This window comes from Rhodospirillales bacterium (assembly GCA_016699855.1).
In the GTDB taxonomy this organism is placed as follows: Bacteria; Pseudomonadota; Alphaproteobacteria; order Reyranellales; family Reyranellaceae.
Genome location: CP064988.1, coordinates 3,752,095 through 3,772,919 on the forward strand (window position 1 = coordinate 3,752,095; position 20,825 = coordinate 3,772,919).

At 71.8% G+C, this 20,825-nt stretch carries 21 protein-coding genes and 1 pseudogene; 13 read left to right on the plus strand and 9 right to left on the minus strand.

Annotation, left to right across the window (positions count from 1 at the left end; all coding sequences use genetic code 11):
- Positions 1 to 47: 47 nt before the first annotated feature.
- Entirely contained in the window at positions 48 to 1,217 is a 1,170-nt protein-coding gene (locus IPK81_17665) for an MFS transporter (GenBank protein QQS11393.1), read from the minus strand.
- A 219-nt stretch (positions 1,218 to 1,436) separates the two neighbouring features.
- Here IPK81_17665 and IPK81_17670 point away from each other — a divergent pair.
- Positions 1,437 to 2,674, plus strand: a pseudogene (locus tag IPK81_17670) (PLP-dependent aminotransferase family protein).
- Positions 2,675 to 2,707: 33 nt separating this feature from the next.
- Complete coding sequence (locus IPK81_17675; GenBank protein QQS11394.1) at positions 2,708 to 3,676, plus strand: hypothetical protein; 969 nt, start codon at positions 2,708 to 2,710, stop codon at positions 3,674 to 3,676.
- Here IPK81_17675 and IPK81_17680 read toward each other — a convergent pair.
- Entirely contained in the window at positions 3,639 to 4,922 is a 1,284-nt protein-coding gene (locus tag IPK81_17680) for a class I SAM-dependent methyltransferase (GenBank protein QQS11395.1), read from the minus strand. The two genes, IPK81_17675 and IPK81_17680, sit on opposite strands and share 38 nt — an antisense overlap.
- Before the next feature lie 108 nt (positions 4,923 to 5,030).
- On the opposite strand from IPK81_17680, the gene IPK81_17685 reads away from it, so the two are divergent.
- The 3 genes from IPK81_17685 to rlmN are packed head-to-tail and all read left to right on the plus strand — an operon-like array spanning position 5,031 to position 7,518.
- A complete protein-coding gene (locus IPK81_17685) occupies positions 5,031 to 5,618 on the plus strand; it encodes an RNA methyltransferase (protein ID QQS11396.1) in 588 nt (195 codons plus the stop codon).
- Between the two features lie 59 nt (positions 5,619 to 5,677).
- Positions 5,678 to 6,289 (plus strand): hypothetical protein, encoded by a 612-nt coding sequence (locus tag IPK81_17690; GenBank protein ID QQS11397.1) that lies wholly within the window; start codon positions 5,678 to 5,680, stop codon positions 6,287 to 6,289.
- A gap of 50 nt (positions 6,290 to 6,339) precedes the next feature.
- A complete protein-coding gene (gene rlmN, locus IPK81_17695) occupies positions 6,340 to 7,518 on the plus strand; it encodes a 23S rRNA (adenine(2503)-C(2))-methyltransferase RlmN (protein QQS11398.1) in 1,179 nt (392 codons plus the stop codon).
- Positions 7,519 to 7,700: 182 nt separating this feature from the next.
- On the opposite strand, the gene IPK81_17700 is transcribed toward rlmN, so the two are convergent.
- The 4 genes from IPK81_17700 to IPK81_17715 all read right to left on the minus strand — a co-directional run bounded on the left by IPK81_17700 (position 7,701) and on the right by IPK81_17715 (position 11,153).
- Entirely contained in the window at positions 7,701 to 9,134 is a 1,434-nt protein-coding gene (locus tag IPK81_17700; GenBank protein ID QQS11399.1) for an NAD-dependent succinate-semialdehyde dehydrogenase, read from the minus strand.
- A 146-nt stretch (positions 9,135 to 9,280) separates the two neighbouring features.
- On the minus strand, positions 9,281 to 9,631 hold the full coding sequence (locus IPK81_17705) for a hypothetical protein (GenBank protein QQS11400.1): 351 nt from the start codon (positions 9,629 to 9,631) through the stop codon (positions 9,281 to 9,283).
- A gap of 44 nt (positions 9,632 to 9,675) precedes the next feature.
- Positions 9,676 to 10,116 (minus strand): DedA family protein, encoded by a 441-nt coding sequence (locus IPK81_17710; GenBank protein ID QQS11401.1) that lies wholly within the window; start codon positions 10,114 to 10,116, stop codon positions 9,676 to 9,678.
- Complete coding sequence (locus IPK81_17715; GenBank protein ID QQS11402.1) at positions 10,113 to 11,153, minus strand: class I SAM-dependent methyltransferase; 1,041 nt, start codon at positions 11,151 to 11,153, stop codon at positions 10,113 to 10,115. Before IPK81_17715 ends, IPK81_17710 begins: the two co-directional genes overlap by 4 nt.
- 233 nt (positions 11,154 to 11,386) lie before the next feature.
- Between IPK81_17715 and IPK81_17720 the strand changes: the two genes are divergently transcribed.
- Together IPK81_17720 and IPK81_17725 are read left to right on the plus strand one after the other, a co-directional pair.
- Positions 11,387 to 12,649: an argininosuccinate synthase gene (locus tag IPK81_17720; protein ID QQS11403.1), complete on the plus strand. Its 1,263-nt coding sequence runs from the start codon at positions 11,387 to 11,389 to the stop codon at positions 12,647 to 12,649.
- A gap of 31 nt (positions 12,650 to 12,680) precedes the next feature.
- Complete coding sequence (locus IPK81_17725) at positions 12,681 to 13,322, plus strand: rhomboid family intramembrane serine protease (protein ID QQS11404.1); 642 nt, start codon at positions 12,681 to 12,683, stop codon at positions 13,320 to 13,322.
- A 10-nt stretch (positions 13,323 to 13,332) separates the two neighbouring features.
- Here IPK81_17725 and IPK81_17730 read toward each other — a convergent pair whose 3' ends face one another.
- Positions 13,333 to 14,028 (minus strand): hypothetical protein, encoded by a 696-nt coding sequence (locus IPK81_17730; GenBank protein QQS11405.1) that lies wholly within the window; start codon positions 14,026 to 14,028, stop codon positions 13,333 to 13,335.
- Between the two features lie 28 nt (positions 14,029 to 14,056).
- Positions 14,057 to 14,935 carry a hypothetical protein gene (locus IPK81_17735; protein ID QQS11406.1) on the minus strand — a complete coding sequence of 293 codons (879 nt, stop codon included), beginning with the start codon at positions 14,933 to 14,935 and terminating at the stop codon, positions 14,057 to 14,059.
- 129 nt (positions 14,936 to 15,064) lie between these two features.
- Between IPK81_17735 and IPK81_17740 the strand changes: the two genes are divergently transcribed.
- The 5 genes from IPK81_17740 (at position 15,065) to IPK81_17760 (ending at position 18,826) form a co-directional block, all read left to right on the plus strand.
- Positions 15,065 to 15,928 (plus strand): TauD/TfdA family dioxygenase, encoded by an 864-nt coding sequence (locus IPK81_17740; protein ID QQS11407.1) that lies wholly within the window; start codon positions 15,065 to 15,067, stop codon positions 15,926 to 15,928.
- A 50-nt stretch (positions 15,929 to 15,978) separates the two neighbouring features.
- Positions 15,979 to 17,073: an FAD-dependent oxidoreductase gene (locus IPK81_17745; GenBank protein QQS15162.1), complete on the plus strand. Its 1,095-nt coding sequence runs from the start codon at positions 15,979 to 15,981 to the stop codon at positions 17,071 to 17,073.
- 40 nt (positions 17,074 to 17,113) lie between these two features.
- Positions 17,114 to 17,575: a hypothetical protein gene (locus IPK81_17750; GenBank protein ID QQS11408.1), complete on the plus strand. Its 462-nt coding sequence runs from the start codon at positions 17,114 to 17,116 to the stop codon at positions 17,573 to 17,575.
- Between the two features lie 88 nt (positions 17,576 to 17,663).
- Positions 17,664 to 17,924 (plus strand): glutaredoxin 3, encoded by a 261-nt coding sequence (gene grxC / locus IPK81_17755; GenBank protein QQS11409.1) that lies wholly within the window; start codon positions 17,664 to 17,666, stop codon positions 17,922 to 17,924.
- Between the two features lie 44 nt (positions 17,925 to 17,968).
- On the plus strand, positions 17,969 to 18,826 hold the full coding sequence (locus IPK81_17760) for a carbon-nitrogen hydrolase family protein (protein ID QQS11410.1): 858 nt from the start codon (positions 17,969 to 17,971) through the stop codon (positions 18,824 to 18,826).
- Between the two features lie 8 nt (positions 18,827 to 18,834).
- On the opposite strand, the gene IPK81_17765 is transcribed toward IPK81_17760, so the two are convergent.
- Positions 18,835 to 19,617: a dienelactone hydrolase family protein gene (locus IPK81_17765; GenBank protein QQS11411.1), complete on the minus strand. Its 783-nt coding sequence runs from the start codon at positions 19,615 to 19,617 to the stop codon at positions 18,835 to 18,837.
- Between the two features lie 34 nt (positions 19,618 to 19,651).
- On the opposite strand from IPK81_17765, the gene IPK81_17770 reads away from it, so the two are divergent.
- On the plus strand, positions 19,652 to 20,755 hold the full coding sequence (locus IPK81_17770; protein QQS11412.1) for an esterase-like activity of phytase family protein: 1,104 nt from the start codon (positions 19,652 to 19,654) through the stop codon (positions 20,753 to 20,755).
- The last annotated feature ends 70 nt before the right edge of the window (positions 20,756 to 20,825 follow it).

Below are 20,825 nucleotides of genomic sequence, written 5' to 3' on the forward strand. Positions count from 1 at the left end.
AAGGGCCCGCGTCGCCGACGCGGGCCCTTTTTCGCGCCGGCGCCGGTTCAGCGCGACGGGCGCGGCAGGCGCGAGGCGACGAGGATTCCCAGAAGGTTGCCGGCGCCGGCCACGATGATCGCGGCGCGGTAGCCGCCGGTGAGGTCGAACAGGTAGCCGGCCAGCACCGGCAAGGTGACCGCCGCCAGGCACCATCCGGCGTAGAGGTTGCCGGCGACGCGCCCGTAGGCCTCCTTGGGCCAGTAGACGGTGATGGCGCCGGCGGTCGATCCGGAGATGAAGCCGTAGCCCATGCCGATCATCGCCAGCGCGGGGATCGACAGGATCGAGCCTGGCCACAGCGTCAGGATCACGGTGCCGCTCAACGCGAAGGCCTGGGCGCCGGCCATCACGTAGGGCGGCGGGAAGCGGTCGATCAGCCATCCGCCGGTCAGGCGCGCCGCGGCGATCGCGCCGGTGATCGCGGTCGTGCCGACCAGCGCCACCGTCGCCGCGCCGCCATACGCGCGGATGATTCCGGCGGCCTGGCTCATGACGGTGAGGCCAGCCGCCGCCGCCAGCAGGAAGACCAGCCACATGTGCCAGAACACGAAGCGCTGCAGCGCGCTGTCGCGGGTCGTCGCGACACCGGCCGCCGGCCGCCGAGGCGCGACGCCGACGCGCGCGATCAGCGCGGCGGTGGCGAGGCCGGTCACCGCCATCGTCGCGGCCAGGCCACCCAGCGTCGCGCGCAGGCCGAAGCGTTCCAGCGCCCAGCCGAACACCGGCGCCGCGATCATCGCGCCGATAGGGTACAGGCTGACGATGTAGCCGTTGACGAGTCCGGGGCGCCGCCACTGCAGCAGGTTCACGACCTGCTGCACGAGGATGTAGGACACGCCGCCGCCGAGGCCGAACATCAGGCCGTAGCCCAGCGCCAGCTCGACGAACCCCCGCGCGACGGCCGCCAACGCGATGCCGCCGGCAGCCGCGGCCGCGCAGGCGGCGACCAGCGCCGGCACCGGCGCGCGGCCGAAAAGGCGCGGCGCGCCCATCATGCCGGCGGTGAAGGCGATGGTGGCCAGCGCGAAGACGATCGACAGCTCGGCGCGCGTCAGCCCCAGCTCGCGCTCCATCGGCGCGAGGAACACGCTGTAGGCGTAAAGCGACCCCAGCGGCAGGTTGAGCATCGTCGCGGCGGCGAGCGCCGACCGGGGACGTCGCGGAGCTTCGGGCATGCGTCGGGGTGGCCGCCGGGAGAGGGACGCGCACCCTAACATGCCGCCGGCGCGGCGCTCCCGGCCGTCGTGCGGGTCAGCGTTGCGCGCGGTCGGCGCCAGTGGCGCTCGGCGGCGTTGCGACCGGTACGGGCGCGTGCGAAACGGGGGCGACGCGCCGTGCAGGCGCCAAAGCTCGACCGGCGGCCGCGCCGCGCGGGACGAACCGGAGGAAACGCCATGACCGCTGCGACGTTCGACTACGGCCCGGTGTTGCGCAAGGATCTGCCGCCGGCGCGGCGCGTTGGAACGGGTTTCCGAAGTTCAATTTCATCGGCGGCCACAACGATCCCAAGAGCACGCCGGTCGACGGCCTGCTCGAGGCGGCGACGACGGTGCTCAGGCGCGAGGGCGTGAACCTCGCGACCTACGGGCTGGCCAGCGGCCCGCAGGGATACCGCGGCCTGCGCGAGTTCCTCGCCGCCAAGATGAAGCGCCACGCCGGCATCGTGTGCGACGCGGACGAGATCCTCGTCACCTCCGGCTCGATGCAGGGCATCGACCTCGTGTGCCAGGCCTTCGTCGCGCCGGGCGATTCGATCATCGTCGAGCAGGCGACCTACGGCGGCGCGCTGACGCGCATGCGCCGCGGCGGCGGCAAGCCGGTCGGCATCCCCCTCGACGACGGCGGGATGCGTATGGACCTGCTCGCCAACGCGCTGGAGGAGATGAAGCGCAAGGGCGCGCCGCCGAAGTTCATCTACACCATCCCGACGATCCAGAATCCGACGTCGTCGGTGATGTCCGCCGACCGCCGGCGCGAGATGGTGCGACTGTCGGAGGCCTACGGCGTGCCGATCGTCGAGGACGAGTGCTACTCCGACCTGATCTTCGAGGGCGACCGGCCCGACGCGATCTACGCGATGAGCGGCACCGGCGGCGTCATCCATATCGGCTCGTTCTCGAAGTCGATCGCGCCGGCGCTGCGCGTCGGCTACGTCGTCGCCAAGTGGGAGATCCTCAGCCGTCTGCTGGCCTGCAAACAGGACGCCGGCTCCGGCGCGCTCGAGCAGATGGTGCTGGCGGAGTACTGCAAGACGCATTTCTTCGACCACGTCGACAGGCTCAACGCGGCGCTGCGCGTGAAGCGCGACGCGCTGGTGGAGGCGCTGGGCGAGCATTTCGGCACCTCGGCCGAGTTCGAGCCGCCGCGTGGCGGCATCTACCTCTGGATCAAGCTGCCGAAGGAGGTCGACACCACGCGTCTGACGCAGGTCGCGGCGCAGGCCGGGGTCGCCATCAATCCCGGGGTCGAGTGGTCGACCGACGCCGACTACGGCCGGGTGCGGCTGCGCATCTGCTTCGCCCATCCCACGGTCGAGACGATCCGCGAGGGCGTGGCCAAGCTGGCGGAGATCTGCGGCCGCGAGTTCGGCGTGCCGACGCGCATCGCCAACGTCGACCGCGCCGCCGGCTGATCCGGGCGGCGTCCGGCGGATCGGCCGCGGCCGGTGCCGCGCATCTACGTCGTCGCCATCGGCTCGGCCGGGCTCTGGGCGGTCTACGCCGTCATGACGCGCCATGTCGTCGCCGGCGCGGGGCTCGATCCGTGGGCCTACGCGCTGGTGCAGCTGCTGGCCGGCGGCGTCGTGATCCTGTGGTTCGGGCGCTCGGCGCCGGGCGGCTGGGCCAGCCTGTTCGCGCCGTGGATGCTGGGTTACGGCGTGCTTCGCGTCGCGGTGGCGGGATCGACCGCCGCCGGCATGGCCTATCTTCTGGCGGCGCAAAGCTCGCTGCTCGGCACCACGGCGGTGACGATCGGCGCGGCGATGGCGCTGCTGCTGTTCCGGGCCGCGCCCTCTGTGGAGGAGCGCCGCTGGCTGCTGGTGCTGGTCGTGGCGCAGACCCTGCTGATCGGGTTCCTGATCGCCGAGGGCGCCGGCATGGGCGTGGTCTGGTGCATGACGTCCGAGCTATGCGCCGTCGCCAGCGCGCTGGCGGTCGAGCGCAACCCGCGCAACCGCGCCGACAGCCCTGCCGCGCGCCACCGGTTCACGGCGGAGACGCTGATCGTCACCTCGGTGGTGCTGATCCTGGCGTGGAGCGCGGCGGGCGCCGTCGGCTGGACCAGCTCGCCATGGGCGCCACGCGGCCGGGCGTTCGGCGATCCCGAGCTGTGGGCCTGGGGAATCGCCGCCGGGCTGTTCTTCCGCGGTCCCGGCCAATGGCTCAGCTTGTACTCGGTGCGCCACATCGGCGCGCAGGGCTACCTGATCAGCCTGCTGTGCCTGCCGCTGCTCACCCTGGCGTTCGAGCTCGCGTGCGGCGCCGTCGGTCTGACGCCGAAACCGTCGCCGACGTGGATCGAATGGACGGTCGTCGCGCTGATCGCGGCCGCCGCGACCGGCATGATGCGGGCGCGTCTGGCGGCGGCGCGCGCCGTCAGCGTCCGGGCCGGAAGCGCAGCAGCAGGTGGTTGATGCCGTTGAGGATCGTGTAAAGCTGCTCGAACTGTTGCTGGAACTCGTCCCACACCGGCAGGCCGCCTCTAGCGCCCATCGCCGTGTAGATCTCCGCGATCGTCTTGCGGCCGTCGATATGGGCGACGATCGGGCCCGCCAGCGGCGGCGTCTGGGCGCGCCACGGGAATCCATCGAGGTTGGCGACCAGCGGCGTGCCGGGCCGCAGGCCCTGCGACAAGGTCTGCGCGTCCATCTCGCGCAGCACGGGGATGGCCGAGGTGTCCTCCGGCCGCGCCACCGTGTCGTAGCCGGCCTTGGTGGCGTAGAAGACATGCGTGCGGTGGTTACCGGCGAGACGCTCGGCGAAGGCGGCGCGTTCCGGCATCGTCAGGGCGCCGAGCTGGCGGGCGATCACCGGATCGCTCATGTAGGTCGTGGGCTCGTAGCGCAGCGGTTCCATGAAGGCGACCAGCCGCAGGCCGGAGCGCTTCACCATCTCGAAGATCATCGGCACCGTGTAGGCGCGGTCGCGGCTGTGCAGCAGGAGGTCGTAGAGGGCCGCGTCGTTGCCGGAGAGATGGTCGTTGAGAAAGGTGTTGCGGCGGAAAAGGTTGGTCGGCGGCAGGAAGCGGATCAGGCGCTTCGCGGTGGCGACGCGCTCGGTCGGATCGGTGTCGTCCGGCGCCAGCGTCCGCAGCATCTCCTGCATCGGATAGACGCCGCTGCGGCCATATTCGCCGTAGAGCATGACGCCGACGCCGCCTTCCGGGGCCAGCGCCGCCGACAGCGCGTCCAGCCCCGCCTGCGGATCGGCGAGATGGTGCAGCACGCCGGTGCAGTCGATGTAGTCGAACCCGCCCAGCCCCAGCGCCGGCAGCTCGAGCAGCGAGCCGGTGACGAAGCGCACGTTGCGCAGGCCGCGCGCCTCGACGCGGGCCTCGGCGACGGCGCGCGAGGCGGTCGAGATGTCGAGGTAGACGACCTCCGCCGGGCACTTCCAGTCCTGGAGCTGCTGGGCCAGCATCACGCACGAATCGCCGGTGCCGCCACCGGCGATCAACGCGCGGAACGGCTGGCGCCAGTCGCGCCGTCCGGCGTAGAGATAGTGGTCGATCTCGAGCCGGTGGCTGGGCGTGCCGACGACCAGCCGGCGGGCCTCGTCGGCGGGGTCGCGCGGCGGGTAGGGGAGCGCCTCGTACTGCGCGCGCACCGCCGCGTCGGCCGGATCGACGGCGGACGGGACGGTGGGGCCGGGCTCGCTCATGGGGGCTTCAGTCTCGCGAATCGACACCGGACGACCGGTCGCGCACGCCATGGGCATGGTGCGCGCGAGCCGACCACTACCATATCTTGTGCCCCAAAGTGACAGGCGATGAAAGGCTATTTCGGTATCGGGGTCGACGGCGTGACCAAGGCGATGAACGTGGGCACGCTGATGCGCACGGCGCACGCCTTCGGCGCCGGCTTCGTGTTCACGGTCAACGCCCAGTACCGGGTCCGGCCGGGCACAGGCACGGACACCTCCGACACGCCCAGTTCGGTGCCGACCTGGCATTTCCCTGACGCGCAGGCGTTGCGTCTGCCGGCCGGCTGCCGGCTGGTCGGCGTCGAGATCACGGACGCCGCCGTCGATCTGCCGAGCTTCCGCCATCCCCGTATGGCCGCCTATGTGCTCGGCGGCGAGCGCGAAGGGCTGAGCCCGGCGGTGCAGGCGCTGTGCGACCATATTGTGCGGATCCCCACGCGGTTCTCCGTCAATCTCGGCGTCGCCGGCGCGATCGTCATGTACGACCGGCTGCTGACCCTGGGACGCTTCGCGGAGCGGCCGGTCGGCTCCACCGGACCGGTGGTGCCGCTGGAGATTCCGGCGTTTGGCGAACCGCTATGGAAGCGTAAGGCGGCGCGCCGTGCGGCCAAGGCCGCGCTCGCTGCCGCGGCGTCGGGCGGCGCGCGCGAATGAGCCGCGCACGGCGCCCCGCCGGCATTGGACGCGCCGCCGCCCGCCTGTATGATTCCGTGATGCGAACGTGCAATCCACTCCTCAGCCGTCGCGTCCGGGCGACGGCGCGGCTGGCGTCCGGCGTGGCGCTGGCGCTGGTGTCGGCGTCCGCCGCCGCCCAGACGCCGCCCGCCGCGGGCGCGCCTCCCGTGACGCCGCCGCCGGCGGCCGCGGCCGGGGAGGAGCCGCGCAAGCTCTACGCGTACATGGACTGGCAGACGCTGGCGTCCGGCACGGGCCCGGGCGTCGTCTGCTACGTCACCCATCTGCCGACGGCGGTGCAGAGCGCCAACCGGCGCGACGGCCGCCCCATGATCGTCGTCGCGCATCGTCCGGCGAAAGGCGCGTTCGATGTCGTCACCTATTTCGCCGGCTACCGGCTGAAGGCCGCCAGCGATGTCGAGCTCGATTTCGGCGTGGTCAAGTACCGGCTGTTCGCCGACGACGAGCGTGACGCGGCGTGGGCAGGCGCCCCCGACCTCGACGCCCGCATCGTCGAGACGCTGAAGGCCGGCATGACCGTGGCCGCGCGCGGTGTCGACGAGCAGGGCGGCGAGATCGTGGACACGTTCTCGCTGCAGGGCTTCACCGCGGCCCATAACCGCGCCGGCCAGGAGTGCAAGGCCCGCTGAGGCGGCCGCCGTCGGTTGCGCCCGGCCTTCCGGGCGACTATCTGTCCGCCATGTCCGGTCCGACCCCGCGCGCGCCCGTCCCGCATGTCGACGAGCCGCTCCAGATCCTCGAGCCCCTGCGACGCAACGACACGCGTCGCAACCTCGTCGGGCTGAGCCGCGACGAGCTCAAGGCACTGCTGGCCGAGAACGGGCTGGAGCCGTTCCGCGCCGCCCAGATCTGGCACTGGGTCTATTGGCACGGCGCGCGCGACTTCGCCGCCATGAGCACCATCGCGCGGCGGACGCGCGAGCGGCTGGAGGAGTTGTTCGTCATCGACCGCCCGTCGGTCGCCAGCGAGCAGCGCTCCAGCGACGGCACCCGCAAGTGGCTGCTGCGGCTGGCCGACGGCAACGAGGTCGAGACCGTCAACATCCCCGAGGAGGACCGCGGCTCGGTCTGCGTGTCGAGCCAGGTCGGCTGCACCCTGACCTGCACCTTCTGCCACACCGGCACGCAGCCGCTGGTGCGGAACCTCTCGGCCGGCGAGATCGTCGGCCAGTTCATGGTGGCGCGCGACAGCTACGCCGAGTGGCCGACGCCGACCGAGACCACGCGCATGCTCAGCAACATCGTGATGATGGGCATGGGCGAGCCGCTGTACAATTTCGACAATGTCGCCAAGGCGCTGCGCATCGCCATGGACGACCAGGGCATCGCCCTGTCTCGCCGCCGTATCACCCTGTCGACCTCGGGCATCGTGCCGGCGATGCCGCGCGTCGCCGAGGAGCTCGACGTCAATCTCGCGGTGTCGCTGCACGCCGTGACCGACGCGGTGCGCGACACGCTGGTGCCGGTCAATCGCAAATGGCCGATCGCCGAGCTGCTGGCGGCCTGCCGCGCGTTCCCGAGCGCGCGGAACAGCCGGCGCATCACCTTCGAGTACGTGATGCTCAAAGGCGTCAACGATTCCGACGCCGACGCGCGCGAGCTGGTGCGGCTGCTGACGCCGATCCACGCCAAGGTGAATTTGATCCCGTTCAACGGCTGGCCGGGCGCGCCCTACGAGTGCAGCTCGAACAACCGCATCCACCGCTTCGCCGAGATCGTCAACGCCGGCGGCATCAGCGCGCCGGTGCGCACGCCCAGGGGCCGCGACATCCTCGCCGCCTGCGGCCAGCTCAAGAGCGCCAGCGAGCGCGACCGCCGCGTCAAGGTCCGCGACGTCGAGGCGCGCGCGGGGATCTAGCGTGGAGTCCGGACGACTGGATGGTCCTCACCGGCCGATCCCATCCCTGTCGTCATCCCGAACGCAGCGAGGGATGACGAAGCGACCTCCGTGGATCGAAGAGCGTCAGCCGAGGAGGACCGCCGGCACGAAAAAGGGCGCGGCGATCGCCCGCCGCGCCCTGCGTCCATCGTCGGTAGGGATCAGACGCCGACCTGGGTGATGAACTTCGTGTTCAGGTAGGCCTCGATCGCCTCGCTGCCGCCCTCGGAGCCGTAGCCGGAATCCTTGACGCCGCCGAACGGCACCTCGGGAAGCGCCAGGCCGTGGTGGTTGATCGACACCATGCCGCTCTCGAACGCCGAGCCGATGGCGGCCGCCGTCTTGGCCGACCTGGTGTAGGCGTAGGCCGCGAGGCCCCACGGCAGGCGGTTGGCCTCGGCGACCACGGCGTCGAAATCCTTGAACGGCGCGATCGGCGCCACCGGGCCGAACGGCTCCTCGTTCATGATGCGCGCCGTCATCGGCACGTCGGTGAGCACGGTGGGCTCGTAGAAGTAGCCCTTGTTGCCCATGCGCTTGCCGCCGGTGCGCACCTTGGCGCCCTTGGCGACGGCGTCGCCGACGAAGGCGTCCATCGCCTGCAGGCGGCGGTCATTGGCCAACGGGCCCATGCGCGTCGCCGGATCCATGCCGTCGCCGACCTTGGTCGCCTTGGCGGCCTCGGTGAAGCCGTCGACGAAGCGCTCGTAATGCTTCTCGTGGACCAGGAAGCGGGTCGGCGAGACGCACACCTGGCCGCCGTTGCGGTACTTGTTGGCGCTCAGCAGCTTGATCGCGGCCTCGACGTCGGCGTCCTCGAACACGATCGCCGGCGCGTGGCCGCCCAGCTCCATGGTGCAGCGCTTCATGTGCAGGCCCGCGAGCATCGCGAGGTGCTTGCCGACGGGGGTCGAGCCGGTGAACGTCACCTTCTTGATGACGGGGTGCGGGATCAGGTACTCGCTGATCTCCGACGGCACGCCGTAGACCAGGTTGATGACCCCCGCCGGCACGCCCGCGTCCATGAACGCCTGCAGCAGCGCGGCGCACGCCGCCGGGGTCTCCTCCGGTCCCTTGACGATGATCGAGCATCCGGCGGCCAGCGCCGCCGACGTCTTGCGCACGACCTGGTTGATCGGGAAGTTCCACGGCGTGAAGGCGGCGACCGGGCCGACCGGCTCCTTGACGACGAGCTGGTAGACGCCCTCGGCGCGGGCCGGCACGACGCGGCCGTAGGCGCGGCGCGCCTCCTCGGCGAACCAGTCGATGATGTCGGCGCCGGCCAGCGTCTCGCCCTTGGCCTCGATCAGCGGCTTGCCCTGCTCGGCGGTCATGATCGGGCCGATCACGTCGGCGCGGCTGCGCAGGATGTCGGCGGCCTTGCGCATGATCTTGTAGCGGTCGAACGGCGAGACCTTGCGCCAGACCTTGAAGCCCTTGTCGGCGGCCTCCAGCGCGCGGTCGAGGTCGGCCTTCTCGGCGTGCGCCACCTGGCCGATGACCTCCTCGGTCGCCGGGTTGAGCACGGGGATCGATCGTCCGCCGGCGCCCTTGCTCCACGCGCCGTCGATCAGCAGGTCGGTGTTGGGATACATGGTCTCGTTCTCCGGTTGGCGGCCGCGCCGTGTCGTGGCGGGCCGGGAAGCGACGGCAACCTAGCGCGTCCGAGGCGGCGATTGAACCGGCGGACGGTGGGGTAATTGGGTCGATTGTCCCCGTGGTGGCGATCGCGCGGCGGGGGCTACTCGATCGGCACGAAGATCGAGTGGCGGAACTTGCCGTCGACGGCCTGCGAGCAATGGCCCTTGCCGTGCGTGTCCTCGACGAGGAACACCTCGCCGGCGCCGATGACGCGGCTCTCGCCGTCGCCGGCCGTCACCTTCACCGCGCCGTCGAGGTTGATGATGTACTGGCGCCGCGGCGCCGGATGCCAGTCGTAGTCGTAGCTGCCGGGGGTGGCGCGGAACATGATTCCGGTGGCCGGGAACCGCTTCGACATCTTGCCGCCGGGACCTTCCGTCTCCCACTGGACCTCGATGTCGCGGAAATGCGACTCGCCCTTGTCGTCGACGTAGAGATTGTGGATGCGCATCGTTTCCTCGCCCGTTGTTCCGGCGCAGCGTAGCGCGCCGGCTTTCACGGCGCGAGCGCGAGGATTCCGGCCGCGACCACCGCGTAGCGCGCGGCCTTGCCGACGAGCACGAGCGCGATGAAGACGGCCGGCGGCACGCGGGCGATACCGGCGGCCACCGTCAGCGGATCGCCGACCACCGGCACCCATGACAACAGCAGCGACCAGGTGCCGAAGCGCCGGAACCGCGCCGCCGCCGCGTCGAGCGTCGCGGCGTCGACCGGAAACCAGCGGCGGTCGCGGAACCGCAGCAGCCAGCGCCCCAGGGCGTAGTTGACGATCGCGCCGAGCGTGTTGCCGGCGGTCGCGACCGCGAGAAACGCGGTGGCGTCTGCGGGACGGGCGGCCAGCGCCCCGGCGAGCACGACCTCCGAGGAGAACGGCACGATCGTCGCCGCCAGCAGGCTGGCGCCGAACAGGCCCGCATACGCCGCCCAGTCGATCAAGCGGCGGCCGGCTTGTCGAAAACCATCACGCGCGAGAGGAACGCGATCTCGGTCGCGGCCGGAACCAGGCCGGCGGCGGTGAACGGCGCGTCGGGATCGGACGCCGCCCAGTCCGCGAAATAGGGCTCGTGGAAGTGATGGGGGAAGAGGTCGAGCAGGCCCTTCCAGTCCGGCCGGTCGCGCTCGACGATCGAGTCGACCACGATCAGCCGGCCGCCGGGCGTGAGAACGCGCGCCATCTCGGCGGCGACGCGCGTCCGCACCTTGCGCGGCAGTTCGTGGAACAGGAACGAGGAGGTGACGATGTCGAGCGCGCCGTCGGCGAAGGGCAGGGCCTCGGCGGCGCCCTCGATCCATTTCAGCCGCGCCGACGCGCCCCGCGTGCGCCGGGCATAGTCGAGATAGGGCCGGCTGAGATCGAGCCCGGCGACGCGGATTCCGGGGAACGCGGCGTGGATGAAGCCGGGCAGGCGGCCGGTGCCGGTCGCCACGTCGAGCAGCCGGACGCGGCGCTGGTCGCGGCGCGCCAGCCACGACGCGAGCGGGTTGAGCGCGCGCCGGCGCATGACGTCGGCCGCGCCGGTGAACAACGTCTCGACCTGGGTGTCGTAGAGCCGGGCCGACTCGTCGGTCAGCCAGCCGCCGGACTGGAAATGGAAGTTCTGCCTGTAGTAGCGCGGCAGATGGTCGTGGGCGGCGTCGGCAAACGGCTCGTCGTTGATCCGCGCGTGGCGGCGGGCGTCGACCTTCGGGAGGTCGCGGAAATACGACCGGGTCCTGCCGATCAGCGCCGCCGGATCGGCGTCGAGGATCGGCGGCGGCGGGAACAGGCCGGCCTCCACGTCGCGCCACTCGCGCGCGAACAGCGCCCGCATCTCGGCCATCAGCGCCGGCCGCTTCGGCATGGCGCCGACCGCGAATCCGGGCTTCGGCAGCGGCTTGAGGCGGCGCAGGCCGGCGACGTAGTGGGCCATGTACCAGCCGACGCGCGCGGTCTGCGTGGCGGCGTAGGCGGCGCGGTCGAAGGCGGTCGGCATGCGCGGGCTCCGGGCGCGTCCGTCGGGCGCGCGCGTCCAGTATACAGCGCCGCCCGGGGATGGTTGGCGTGCGTCGCGCGGTCGCGGGCGTTGGATCGCCGGCGGCGGGGCATTGCCGCTTGCCGGCAGGGGTGCGCCGCCTATACTCCGGCCGCCTCGCCGGACCGGCGCTTCCGCGGTCCGGCGCCGACCGTCTCCGGCGCCCTCGGCGGCGCCGCCGTTTCGAGGATTCCATGTCCGCGCCCGTCCAGTACGCCGGTCCCCACAAGCGGGGCGACATCAAGAAGGTCGTGCTCGCCTATTCCGGCGGCCTCGACACCTCCGTCATCCTGAAGTGGCTGCAGACGGCCTACGGCTGCGAGGTCGTGACCTTCACCGCCGATCTCGGACAGGGAGAGGAACTCGGGCCGGCGCGCGACAAGGCGCTGCTTCTTGGCATCAAGCCCGAGAACATCCACATCGACGACCTGCGCGAGGAGTTCACGCGCGACTTCGTGTTCCCGATGTTCCGCGCCAACGCGCTTTACGAGGGCCAGTACCTGCTGGGAACGTCGATCGCGCGGCCGTTGATCGCCAAGCGCCAGATCGACATCGCGCGCGCCTGTGGCGCCGACGCCGTCTGCCACGGCGCCACCGGCAAGGGCAACGACCAGGTGCGCTTCGAGCTGACCTACTACGCGCTGCAGCCGGACATCAAGGTGATCGCGCCGTGGCGCGAATGGGAGCTTTCGTCGCGGACGAAGCTGCTGGAGTTCGCGGAGGCGCACCAGATCCCGATCGCCAAGGACAAGCGCGGCGAGGCGCCGTTCTCGGTCGACGCAAATCTCCTGCACTCGTCGTCCGAGGGAAAGATCCTCGAAGACCCCTGGGAGGAGGCGGCGGAGATCGTCTATCAGCGCACGATCTCGCCCGAGGCCGCGCCCGACAAGGCGACCTACATCACCATCGATTTCGAGCGCGGCGACGCGGTGGCGATCGACGGCGTGGCGATGTCGCCGGCGACGCTGCTGACGCGGCTCAACGAGCTCGGCAAGGCCAACGGCATCGGCCGCCTCGACCTCGTCGAGAACCGGTTCGTCGGCATGAAGAGCCGCGGCATCTACGAGACGCCGGGCGGCACCATCCTGCACGCCGCCCACCGCGGCATCGAGTCGATCACGCTCGACCGCGGCGCGGCGCACCTCAAGGACGACCTGATGCCGCGCTACGCCGAGCTGGTGTACTATGGCTTCTGGTACAGCCCGGAGCGCGAGATGCTGCAGGCGCTGATCGACCGCAGCCAGGACAACGTCACCGGCACGGTCCGCCTCAAGCTCTACAAGGGCAACACCACGGTGGTCGGCCGCAAGTCGCCGCACTCGCTGTACTCGATGCAGCACGTGACCTTCGAGGACGACCAGGGCGCCTACAACCAGCGCGACGCGGAGGGCTTCATCAAGCTCAACGCGCTGCGTCTGCGGCTGCGCGGAATCGGCCAGGGCGGACCGAAGGTCTGACGCGCCGGCGGCGCATCGGTGGAGGGCGGCGGTGTCGTTGAACCAGCATGACGGCCCGCCCGCCGGCGACGACCGCGCCATCAACCTGCCGCCGTGGACTCTGCGGTTGATCGTCCTGCTGCTGGCGATCCACGCCGGCCGGCTGCTCCTGCCGGTCGTCGACGACGACTGGCTGATCGCGACCTTCTCGATCGTGCCGGCGCGCTACCTCGGCGACATGCCGGCGGACTTCCTCGATCTCGCGGCCGGGCCGCTCGGACACATGTTCCTGCACGCCGACTGGATGCATGTCGGCATGAACGTGGCGACCCTGGCGGCGTTCGGGGCGCCGGTCGAGCGCTTCCTCGGCGGGCCGCGCTACCTCGGCTTCTACGTCGTCACCGGACTCATCGGCGCGGCCCTGCACGTCGCGGTCACGCCGGCGTCGCAGGTGCCGATGATCGGCGCGTCGGGGGCGATCAGCGGATTGTTCGGCGGGTTGCTGCTGATCATGTACGTGTCGGGCCGCATGCGCTCGATCGTGCCGTTCACGCTGGTCTGGCTGGCGATGCAGGTCGGGCTGGGATACTACGCGACGACGCCCGGTGGCGACGGCATCGCATGGGCGGCGCATATCGGCGGCTTCGCCGCGGGGATGGCGCTGATCCGTCCGTTCGCGGGCTGGCGCTGGTAGCGCGGGAGCCTCATAGCGGCAGGGCGCTGAGGCCGATGAACCATCGGTGCCCGAACAGCAGCGCGAAATAGACCGCGAGCGCGACGGCGATCCGCCACGTTCCGATCCTCGACCAGTCCAGGCGGGCGCGGCCCGAGAGCATCGCCGCGAACGGCACGTTCGAGGTGTGCGCCATGAACCTTCCGTAGAGGTCGGGGAACGCCGCCCGTTTGCGCGCGTCGATTCCAGCCATGCCGCCGAAGGCGAGTATCGCGATGCCGGCGGTGAGGATGATCGTCGCCTGGTCGCCGTTGGCGACCATGTGGCCGAGCGCCCAGAGGCCGAAGCCCCACAACCCGGGATGCCGCGCGACGGCGTGGATCCCGAGGCCGGATCCATAGGACATCGCCACCTTCTCGGCGCCGACCACGCCGGGGCTGGGCGTCGCCATGCCGATGACGAGGAACATCGTCGCGACTACCATGACCGCGAGCAGCAGATGGCGCGCCCATGGCGGATCGCCCCAGACCGCGACATGCGGCGCTGTCTTATGGGCCCAGATCATCCAGCCGAGGCCGACGGCGGCGACCAGTGAATAGAGGCCGCGGAAGCCGCCGGCGCCCAGCGCGCGCGTCAGCGGCGCTCGCACGACGTGCGACAACAGGAAGTGGCCGCCGACGAACAGCGTCGTCGACAGCAGCATCGCGGTGATCGAATGGCTCAGCATCGGGTGGAGGTCGGGCGCCGCGCGGTGGTCACGCCGCCGGCTTGAGGCGGCGCGCGAAGACGATGCCGATGGCGGCGAGCAGGAGTCCGCCGCCGACGAGGCCGAGCGCGATGTAGCCGCCGTTGCGGCCGAAGAAATCGGCGTTGGGATCGCGCGGCGGCCGGACGCGCGGCCGGGCGGGATCGCGGTCGGGGACGGGCGCGCGGCGCGCCTCGAAGCGGCGCGATCTGCCGCCGTTGGCGGCGACCAGCCTGTCGACGTGCTCGTGGGCGTCGCGCAGCATCCACTCGGCCTCGGAGCCATCCTCGCGCGGCGAGTACACCTGCACGGAAACCCCGGCCGCGCCGATCATGGTGGTCCCGGTGACGTTCATCAACCTGACCTGGCTGCCCGCGAAACGGGCCGCCGTGGCGCGGATGACGTAGACCGCGCGGGCGTCGCGCTCGGCGACGGCGATGGTCGCGAAACTGGATTCGGTCGCGGCCGCCGGGAAGGCGTCGCGGGCGCGCCGCAGCGCCTCGTCGCGGCCGACCGGATTGCCGCCGGCCACGTCGCGCAGGAATTTCGCACGGTCGGCCTCGACGAGCTTGTTCTGCCCCAGCCACGTGAACTGCACCAGTTCCGGCGGCGCGCCGGCCGAACCCGCGCGCCACTCCTTCAGCTCGTCGCAGGGCGACATCCGGCGCAGGACTTTGTCCGCCATGAAAAGCCGCTCGAGCGCCGAGATCAGCGCGCGGTCGCGCGGCTGGTCGGCCTCGAGGTCGCAATAGCCGAACGGCGCGGGAATCGTCGCCGTCGCGCCGTCGAGGTCGACCTTGAGCGGGCCGGCGGTGCGCTCCTGGGCCGTCGCGCCGGCGGCGGCCAGCGCGACGGCGAGCGCGGGCAGGAGCTTCGCGAAGCGAATCATGTCCGCATCCTACAGCCTCCGCGGCCGCCACTCCACCACCGCGTCGGCCGCTCGCCGGCCTGCCGGCGGGTGCGATATACAGGTCCGGCGCCGCCACGCGGGGCGGCCGCGCGGTAGGGGGAGTAGATCATGGCCATCAATGTCATGCCGTTGACCGGCGCCGGCGGCGCCCGCGTCGCGGGCGTCGACCTCGCGGCGCTGGACGACGCGGCCTTCGCGGACGTCGAGCGCGCCTGGTACGCGCATTCCTTCCTCGTGTTCGGCGGCCAGCGGCTGACCGACGACGACCTCCTCGCCTTCAGCCGCCGGCTGGGCGAACTCGATCCGCCGCCCAACCAGGAGAACGGGCGGATGAGCCCGCCGGGCTATCCCGACGTCTACGTCGTCTCGAACCTGCTCGACGCCGCCGGACGGCCGATCGGCGCGCTCGGCGCCGGCGAGGCCGTCTGGCACACCGACATGAGCTATCTCGACCTGCCGCCCGACGCCTCGATGCTCTACGCGCTCGAGGTCCCGCCGGCCGGCGGCAACACCTGGTTCTGCGCGCTGCCGGCGGCTTGGGCGGCGATGCCGGAGGCGCTGAAGGCGCGCATCCGCGGCCGCCGCATCAAGCACGACGGCACCTACAACTCCGGTGGCTATCTGCGCCAGGGCGTGACCCCGACCGACGATCCGCACGCCGCGCCCGGCGCCTGGCATCCCGCCGTCTGCGCGCATCCGGTCAGCGGCGTCGCCACGCTCTATCTCGGGCGTCGACGCAACGCCTACGTCGAGGGTCTCGCGCCGGCCGAGTCCGACGCGCTGCTCGACGAGGTGTGGGCGTTCGCGACCCGACGGGAGTTCACCTACGAGCACCGCTGGTCGGTCGGCGACCTGGTGTTGTGGGACAACCGCAGCACGCTGCACCGCCGCGACCCGTTCGACGCTGGCGCGCGGCGGCTGATGCACCGCACGCAGATCAAGGGCAGGTGGAAGCCGCGCGCGGCCGCCTGACGACCGCCGGGTGGATTGGCCGCCGCGCCGTTCCGACCTATCCTGCCGGCATGCACGTCATCGTCGTCGGCGCCGGCATCTCCGGCCTCTCGACCGCCTGGGCCTTGGCCAAGGGCGGCCACCGCGTCACGCTGATCGAGCGCGACGCGATCCCCAATCCGCTGGGCGCGTCCGGCGACCAGCACCGGATCATCCGCCGCGCCTACACCATGGCCGGCTACACGCGGCGCATGACCGAGGGCTTCGCGGCGTGGGATGAGCTGTGGGCCGATCTCGGGCGCGAGCACGTCGCCCGCGTCGGATTCATGGGGATATCGCTGGAGGAGGGCGACCGCGCGGACGAGTACCGCGAGGGCCTGGCGCGCGACGGCTTCCCGTTCACGCTGTACCCGCGCGACGAGGCCATCCGCCGCTATCCGTTCCTCAATCCGGAACGCGTCCGCAACGCGTTCGTCTCGCCCGAGGGCGGCGTGCTGCTGTGCCTGCCGATCGCCGCCGGCATGCTGGCGTGGCTGCGCGGGAAAGGCGTCGAGGTGCGCGACCACGCGGTCGTCGAACGGGTCGACACGGCGGCGGCGCGCGTCACGCTGGCGGGCGGCGCGACCCTCACGGCCGACGCCGTCGTGGTGACCGCCGGCGCCTGGGCGACGGCGTTGCTGCCGGAGATGGCGCGGCCGCTCGCCAGCCGCCGCACCTACGTCGTCTACCTCGATCCGCCGGCCGATCTGCGCGAGGCGTGGAGCCGGGCGCCGTCGATCCCCGGCATCGGCGCGGATGTCGAGGGCTACGTGCTGCCGCCGGTCGCCGGAACCGACTTGAAGTTCGGTGCCGGCCGCACCCGCCTGCCGTGGACGCCGGGCGAGCCGGTCGACCTCGCCGCCGACGCCGGGGCGGAGCTGCGGGATGTCTTCGGGCCGGCCTTCGCGCGCATCGGCGACTACGCCGTCAAAGGCGTGCGCGCCTGCGTCTACACTTTCACCGAGGACGACCGGTTCTACGCCGCGCGGTCGGGCGCGACGTGGCTGGTGTCGGCCTGTTCGGGCCATGGGTACAAGTTCGGCGCCGCCGTCGGCCGGCGGGTCGCGGCCGCCGTCGCCGGGGGTGACGAGGCGTCGCTGGTGGAATGGCTGGCCGCGCGGGATTGACCGGCGTCCGGTGGTGGTTCGACAGCGAAGAGGATCGACGATGCGCCTGCCCCTCGCCGTCACCCTGGCCGTGGTCGTCGCCGCGTTGTCCCCCGCGACCGCGTCGCGCGCGCAGACGCCGGGCTGGATCGCCGATCCGCGCACCGGCTGCCGGGTCTGGAATCCGGCGCCGGCGCCCGACGAATCGATCGACTGGAGCGGTGGCTGCGACGGTGGGCTCGCCGGCGGGCGCGGCGTGCTGCAATGGACGCTGAAAGGCCAGCCGACCGACCGCTACGAGGGCGAGATGCGCGCCGGCAGGTACGAGGGCCGGGGCGCCATGAGGTTCGTCGACGGCGGCCGCTACGACGGCGACTGGCGCGACGGCCGCGCGCACGGCGTCGGTACGCATGTCGGCGCCGATGGCGGCACCGCCTCCGGACGGTGGACCGACGGCTGCTTCGACGACGGGGCGCGGCAGGCCTGGGTCGAGACCACCAAGGAGCGCTGCGGGTTCAAGTGACTCCGCGCGCGGCGTCGCGGCCGCGCTGGTCAACAGGCGTCCACGACAATATAGTCGCGGCGAATCCGCACCTGCTCCGGGGCGTTCCATGGCCAAGATCGAGATCTTCACCTCGCCGTTCTGCGGCTACTGCGCGCGCGCCAAGGCGCTGCTCGACGACAAGGGCGCCGTCTACGACGAGCGCGACGTGATGATGGACGACAAGAACCGGGCGGAGATGCGCCAGCGCACCAACCGGACGTCGGTGCCGCAGATATTCATCGACGGCAAGCACGTCGGCGGCAGCGACGATCTGCACGCTCTCGACGCCGCCGGCAAGCTCGATCCGATGCTGGCGGGCGCGGCCTGAGCCGCGCCGCCGACCCTTATCGCCAGCCGCCGCGGGAGCCGGGCATGTCCACGAAGTTCACGGTCGGCCTGATCCAGGTGAACGCCACCAACGAGCTGGCGCCGAACATCGCCTTCATCGAGGAGCAGACGCGGCGCGCGCGCGACGCCGGCGCGGATTTCGTGATGACGCCGGAGAACTCGACGCTGATCGGCGCCAACCGGGCCGACACGCTGGCCAAGGCCGCGCCCGAGGAATCGCATCCCGGCCTGGCGTCGGCGCGGGCGGTCTCGCGCGAGTGCGGCGTGTGGTTCCTGGTCGGTTCGATCCACGTCAGGATCGAGGCCGAGCGCAACGCCAACCGGTCCTATCTGATCGATCCGTCCGGCGCCGTCGTCGCCAGCTACGACAAGATCCACATGTTCGACGTGCAGCTCGCGGGCGGCGAGTCCTACCGCGAATCGTCGACGTTCCGTCCGGGCGAGCGCGCCGTCGTCGCCGACACGCCGTGGGGCCGGCTCGGCATGACGATCTGCTACGATCTGCGCTTTCCCTACCTCTACCGCGACCTCGCGCACGCCGGCGCGACGATGCTGTCGATCCCCTCGTCGTTCACGGTGCCCACCGGGCGGGCGCACTGGCACGCGCTGATGCGCGCGCGCGCCATCGAGACCGGCTGCTACGTGTTCGCGCCGGCCCAGGTCGGCAGCCACGCCGGCAACCGCAAGACCTACGGCCATTCGGTCGTCGTCGCGCCGTGGGGCGAGGTGCTGGCCGACGCCGGCGGCGACGCGCCGGGCTTCGTGACGGCGGAGATCGACATGGCCAAAGTCGCCGAGGCGCGCGCCGCCGTACCGTCGCTGACGCACGACCGCGTCTACGCCAAGCCGGCGCCGCCGGCGACCGCCCGCGCCGCCGAGTAGGGGGCGCGTCAGGGGAGGCCGTAGGCCTCCTTGAACGTCGCGACCGTGCGGATCCAGGCGAGATCCATGAAGGTGCGCTCGAAATGCTTCGAGCGCGGGTTCGCGAACGCGCCGGCGGCTGGATAGCGGAAGAACTTGAAGTCGCGCTGGACGCGCCTCAACCGGATCTCGAGGTCGATGCGCATCGACGTCGTCGCCCAGCCGTCGCGGTCGCCGAAATGGCCGATGATCCTGCCGTCGACGCGGTGCAGCCGTTCCGCCGGCGCGTCGACGCGGCCGTAGAAGATCGCGGTGGCGGTCACGCTGGCGCCATCGCTCGCCAGCATCGCGATCTCCGCGCCGTGGCCGAAGCCGACGCTGCCCAGCCGCTGGTCGCAGAACTTTCGCGAGCGCGCCCAGTCGAACCAGAGGGTCACGCCGTCGACCGCCATCGCCGGGTCGATGGCGCGCGCCAGCTCGGCGGCCGCCTCGTCGCTGTCGGCGGTCCTGCCGCCGAGAAGGTCGACAACGACCGCCGCGAGCCCGTCGGACGCCAACGACGCGGCGAGCCGGTCGAGGTCGTCGGTGGCGCCGAAAGCGTCGTGCACCAGCAGGATCGCCGGCGCCGGCACCTTCGCCGGTAGATGCAGGCGGCCGTGCAGCACGCGGTTTCCGGCCAGCGTCACCGACACGCGCTCCGGCGGCTTCGCCACCGGCGCCGGCGCGGATTGGCCGAGCGCGAGTGACGGCGCCGCGAGCGCTCCGAATCCGGTGAGCGCGAAGCGGCGGCCGAGCGTGGACGTGCGTCGCATATCCACATCCTAACGGGTGTACGATGGCCACCTCATGGCACAAACGGCCCGCAAAGTGAACACGTCGGCCCTCCGGCGGCGCCGAGCTCCGGGCGCGCCATCGCTTTTTCGCCTCCTCCGTGTCGGTCTCACGCTGCTGGCCGTCGCCGCTTGCGCACCTGGTGGCGACCGCGCGCGGCGCGACGACGAGTCCGCGCCGGCGCTGCGCGCGCGGGCGCTGGTCGCGAACATCGAGTCGCCCGGCGCGACGCGCGTCGGCGCCTTGGTCTGGCGCGGCGGGATCGCGCTGACGGCCGACGATCCGCGGTTCGGCGGCTGGTCCGATCTCTGGGTCTCGGATGACGGCCGCTCGCTGCGCTCGGTGTCCGACGAAGGCGTCTGGCTCGCGGCGTCGCTCGACTACGACGCCGCCGGGCGTCTCGCCCGCGCGTCGAACGCGCGGCTCGGGCGTCTCAAGGACGTCGACGGCCGGCCGCTGCGGGGCAAGGCGGACGCCGACGCCGAGGGCCTCGCCATCCTCGCCGACGGCGCCGCGCTGGTCGCGTTCGAGCGCCGGCACCGCCTGCTGCGCTTCGAACCGCGGGTGGGATCGGTTGACGGCGGACTTGCGGGCGTTCCGCGCGTGGTGGCGACGCCGCCGGAACTGGCCGCGGCGCCGCGCAACGGCGGCGTCGAGGCGATGGCCGCGCTGCCTGACGGTGGCTTGCTGCTGATCACCGAGGAGATGGTCGGCCGCGACGGCGCCATGGTCGGCTGGCTCGGCGCGCCGGCGACCGGGGGCTGGCGGTGGATGCGGTTCCACTATCCCGTGCGCGGCGGATTCCGGCCGACCGGTGCCGCCGCGCTTCCCGACGGAGGCATCGTCGTCGTCGAGCGGTCGTTCGACCCGCTGCGGGGTTGGCGCGTGCGCCTGGCCCGGGTCGCCGCGGTCGCGCTGGCCGCCGCCGCGGCCGGCGACACCCTTGTGGCGATCGAGGAGATCGGGCGCCTGGAGACGCCTTGGGTGGTCGAGAACATCGAGGGCGTGGCGGCGCGGCGCGGTCCGCGCGGCGAGACGCTGCTGTGGCTGCTCTCGGACGACAATTTCAATCCGCTGCAACGCACGGTGCTGCTGCATTTCGAACTGGCTCCGCGCTGACGCCGCCGCGCCGGCGCCGGCAGGCGACGACGCGCGCGGCCGGTGATATATCGTGACCGGCAAGCTGGAG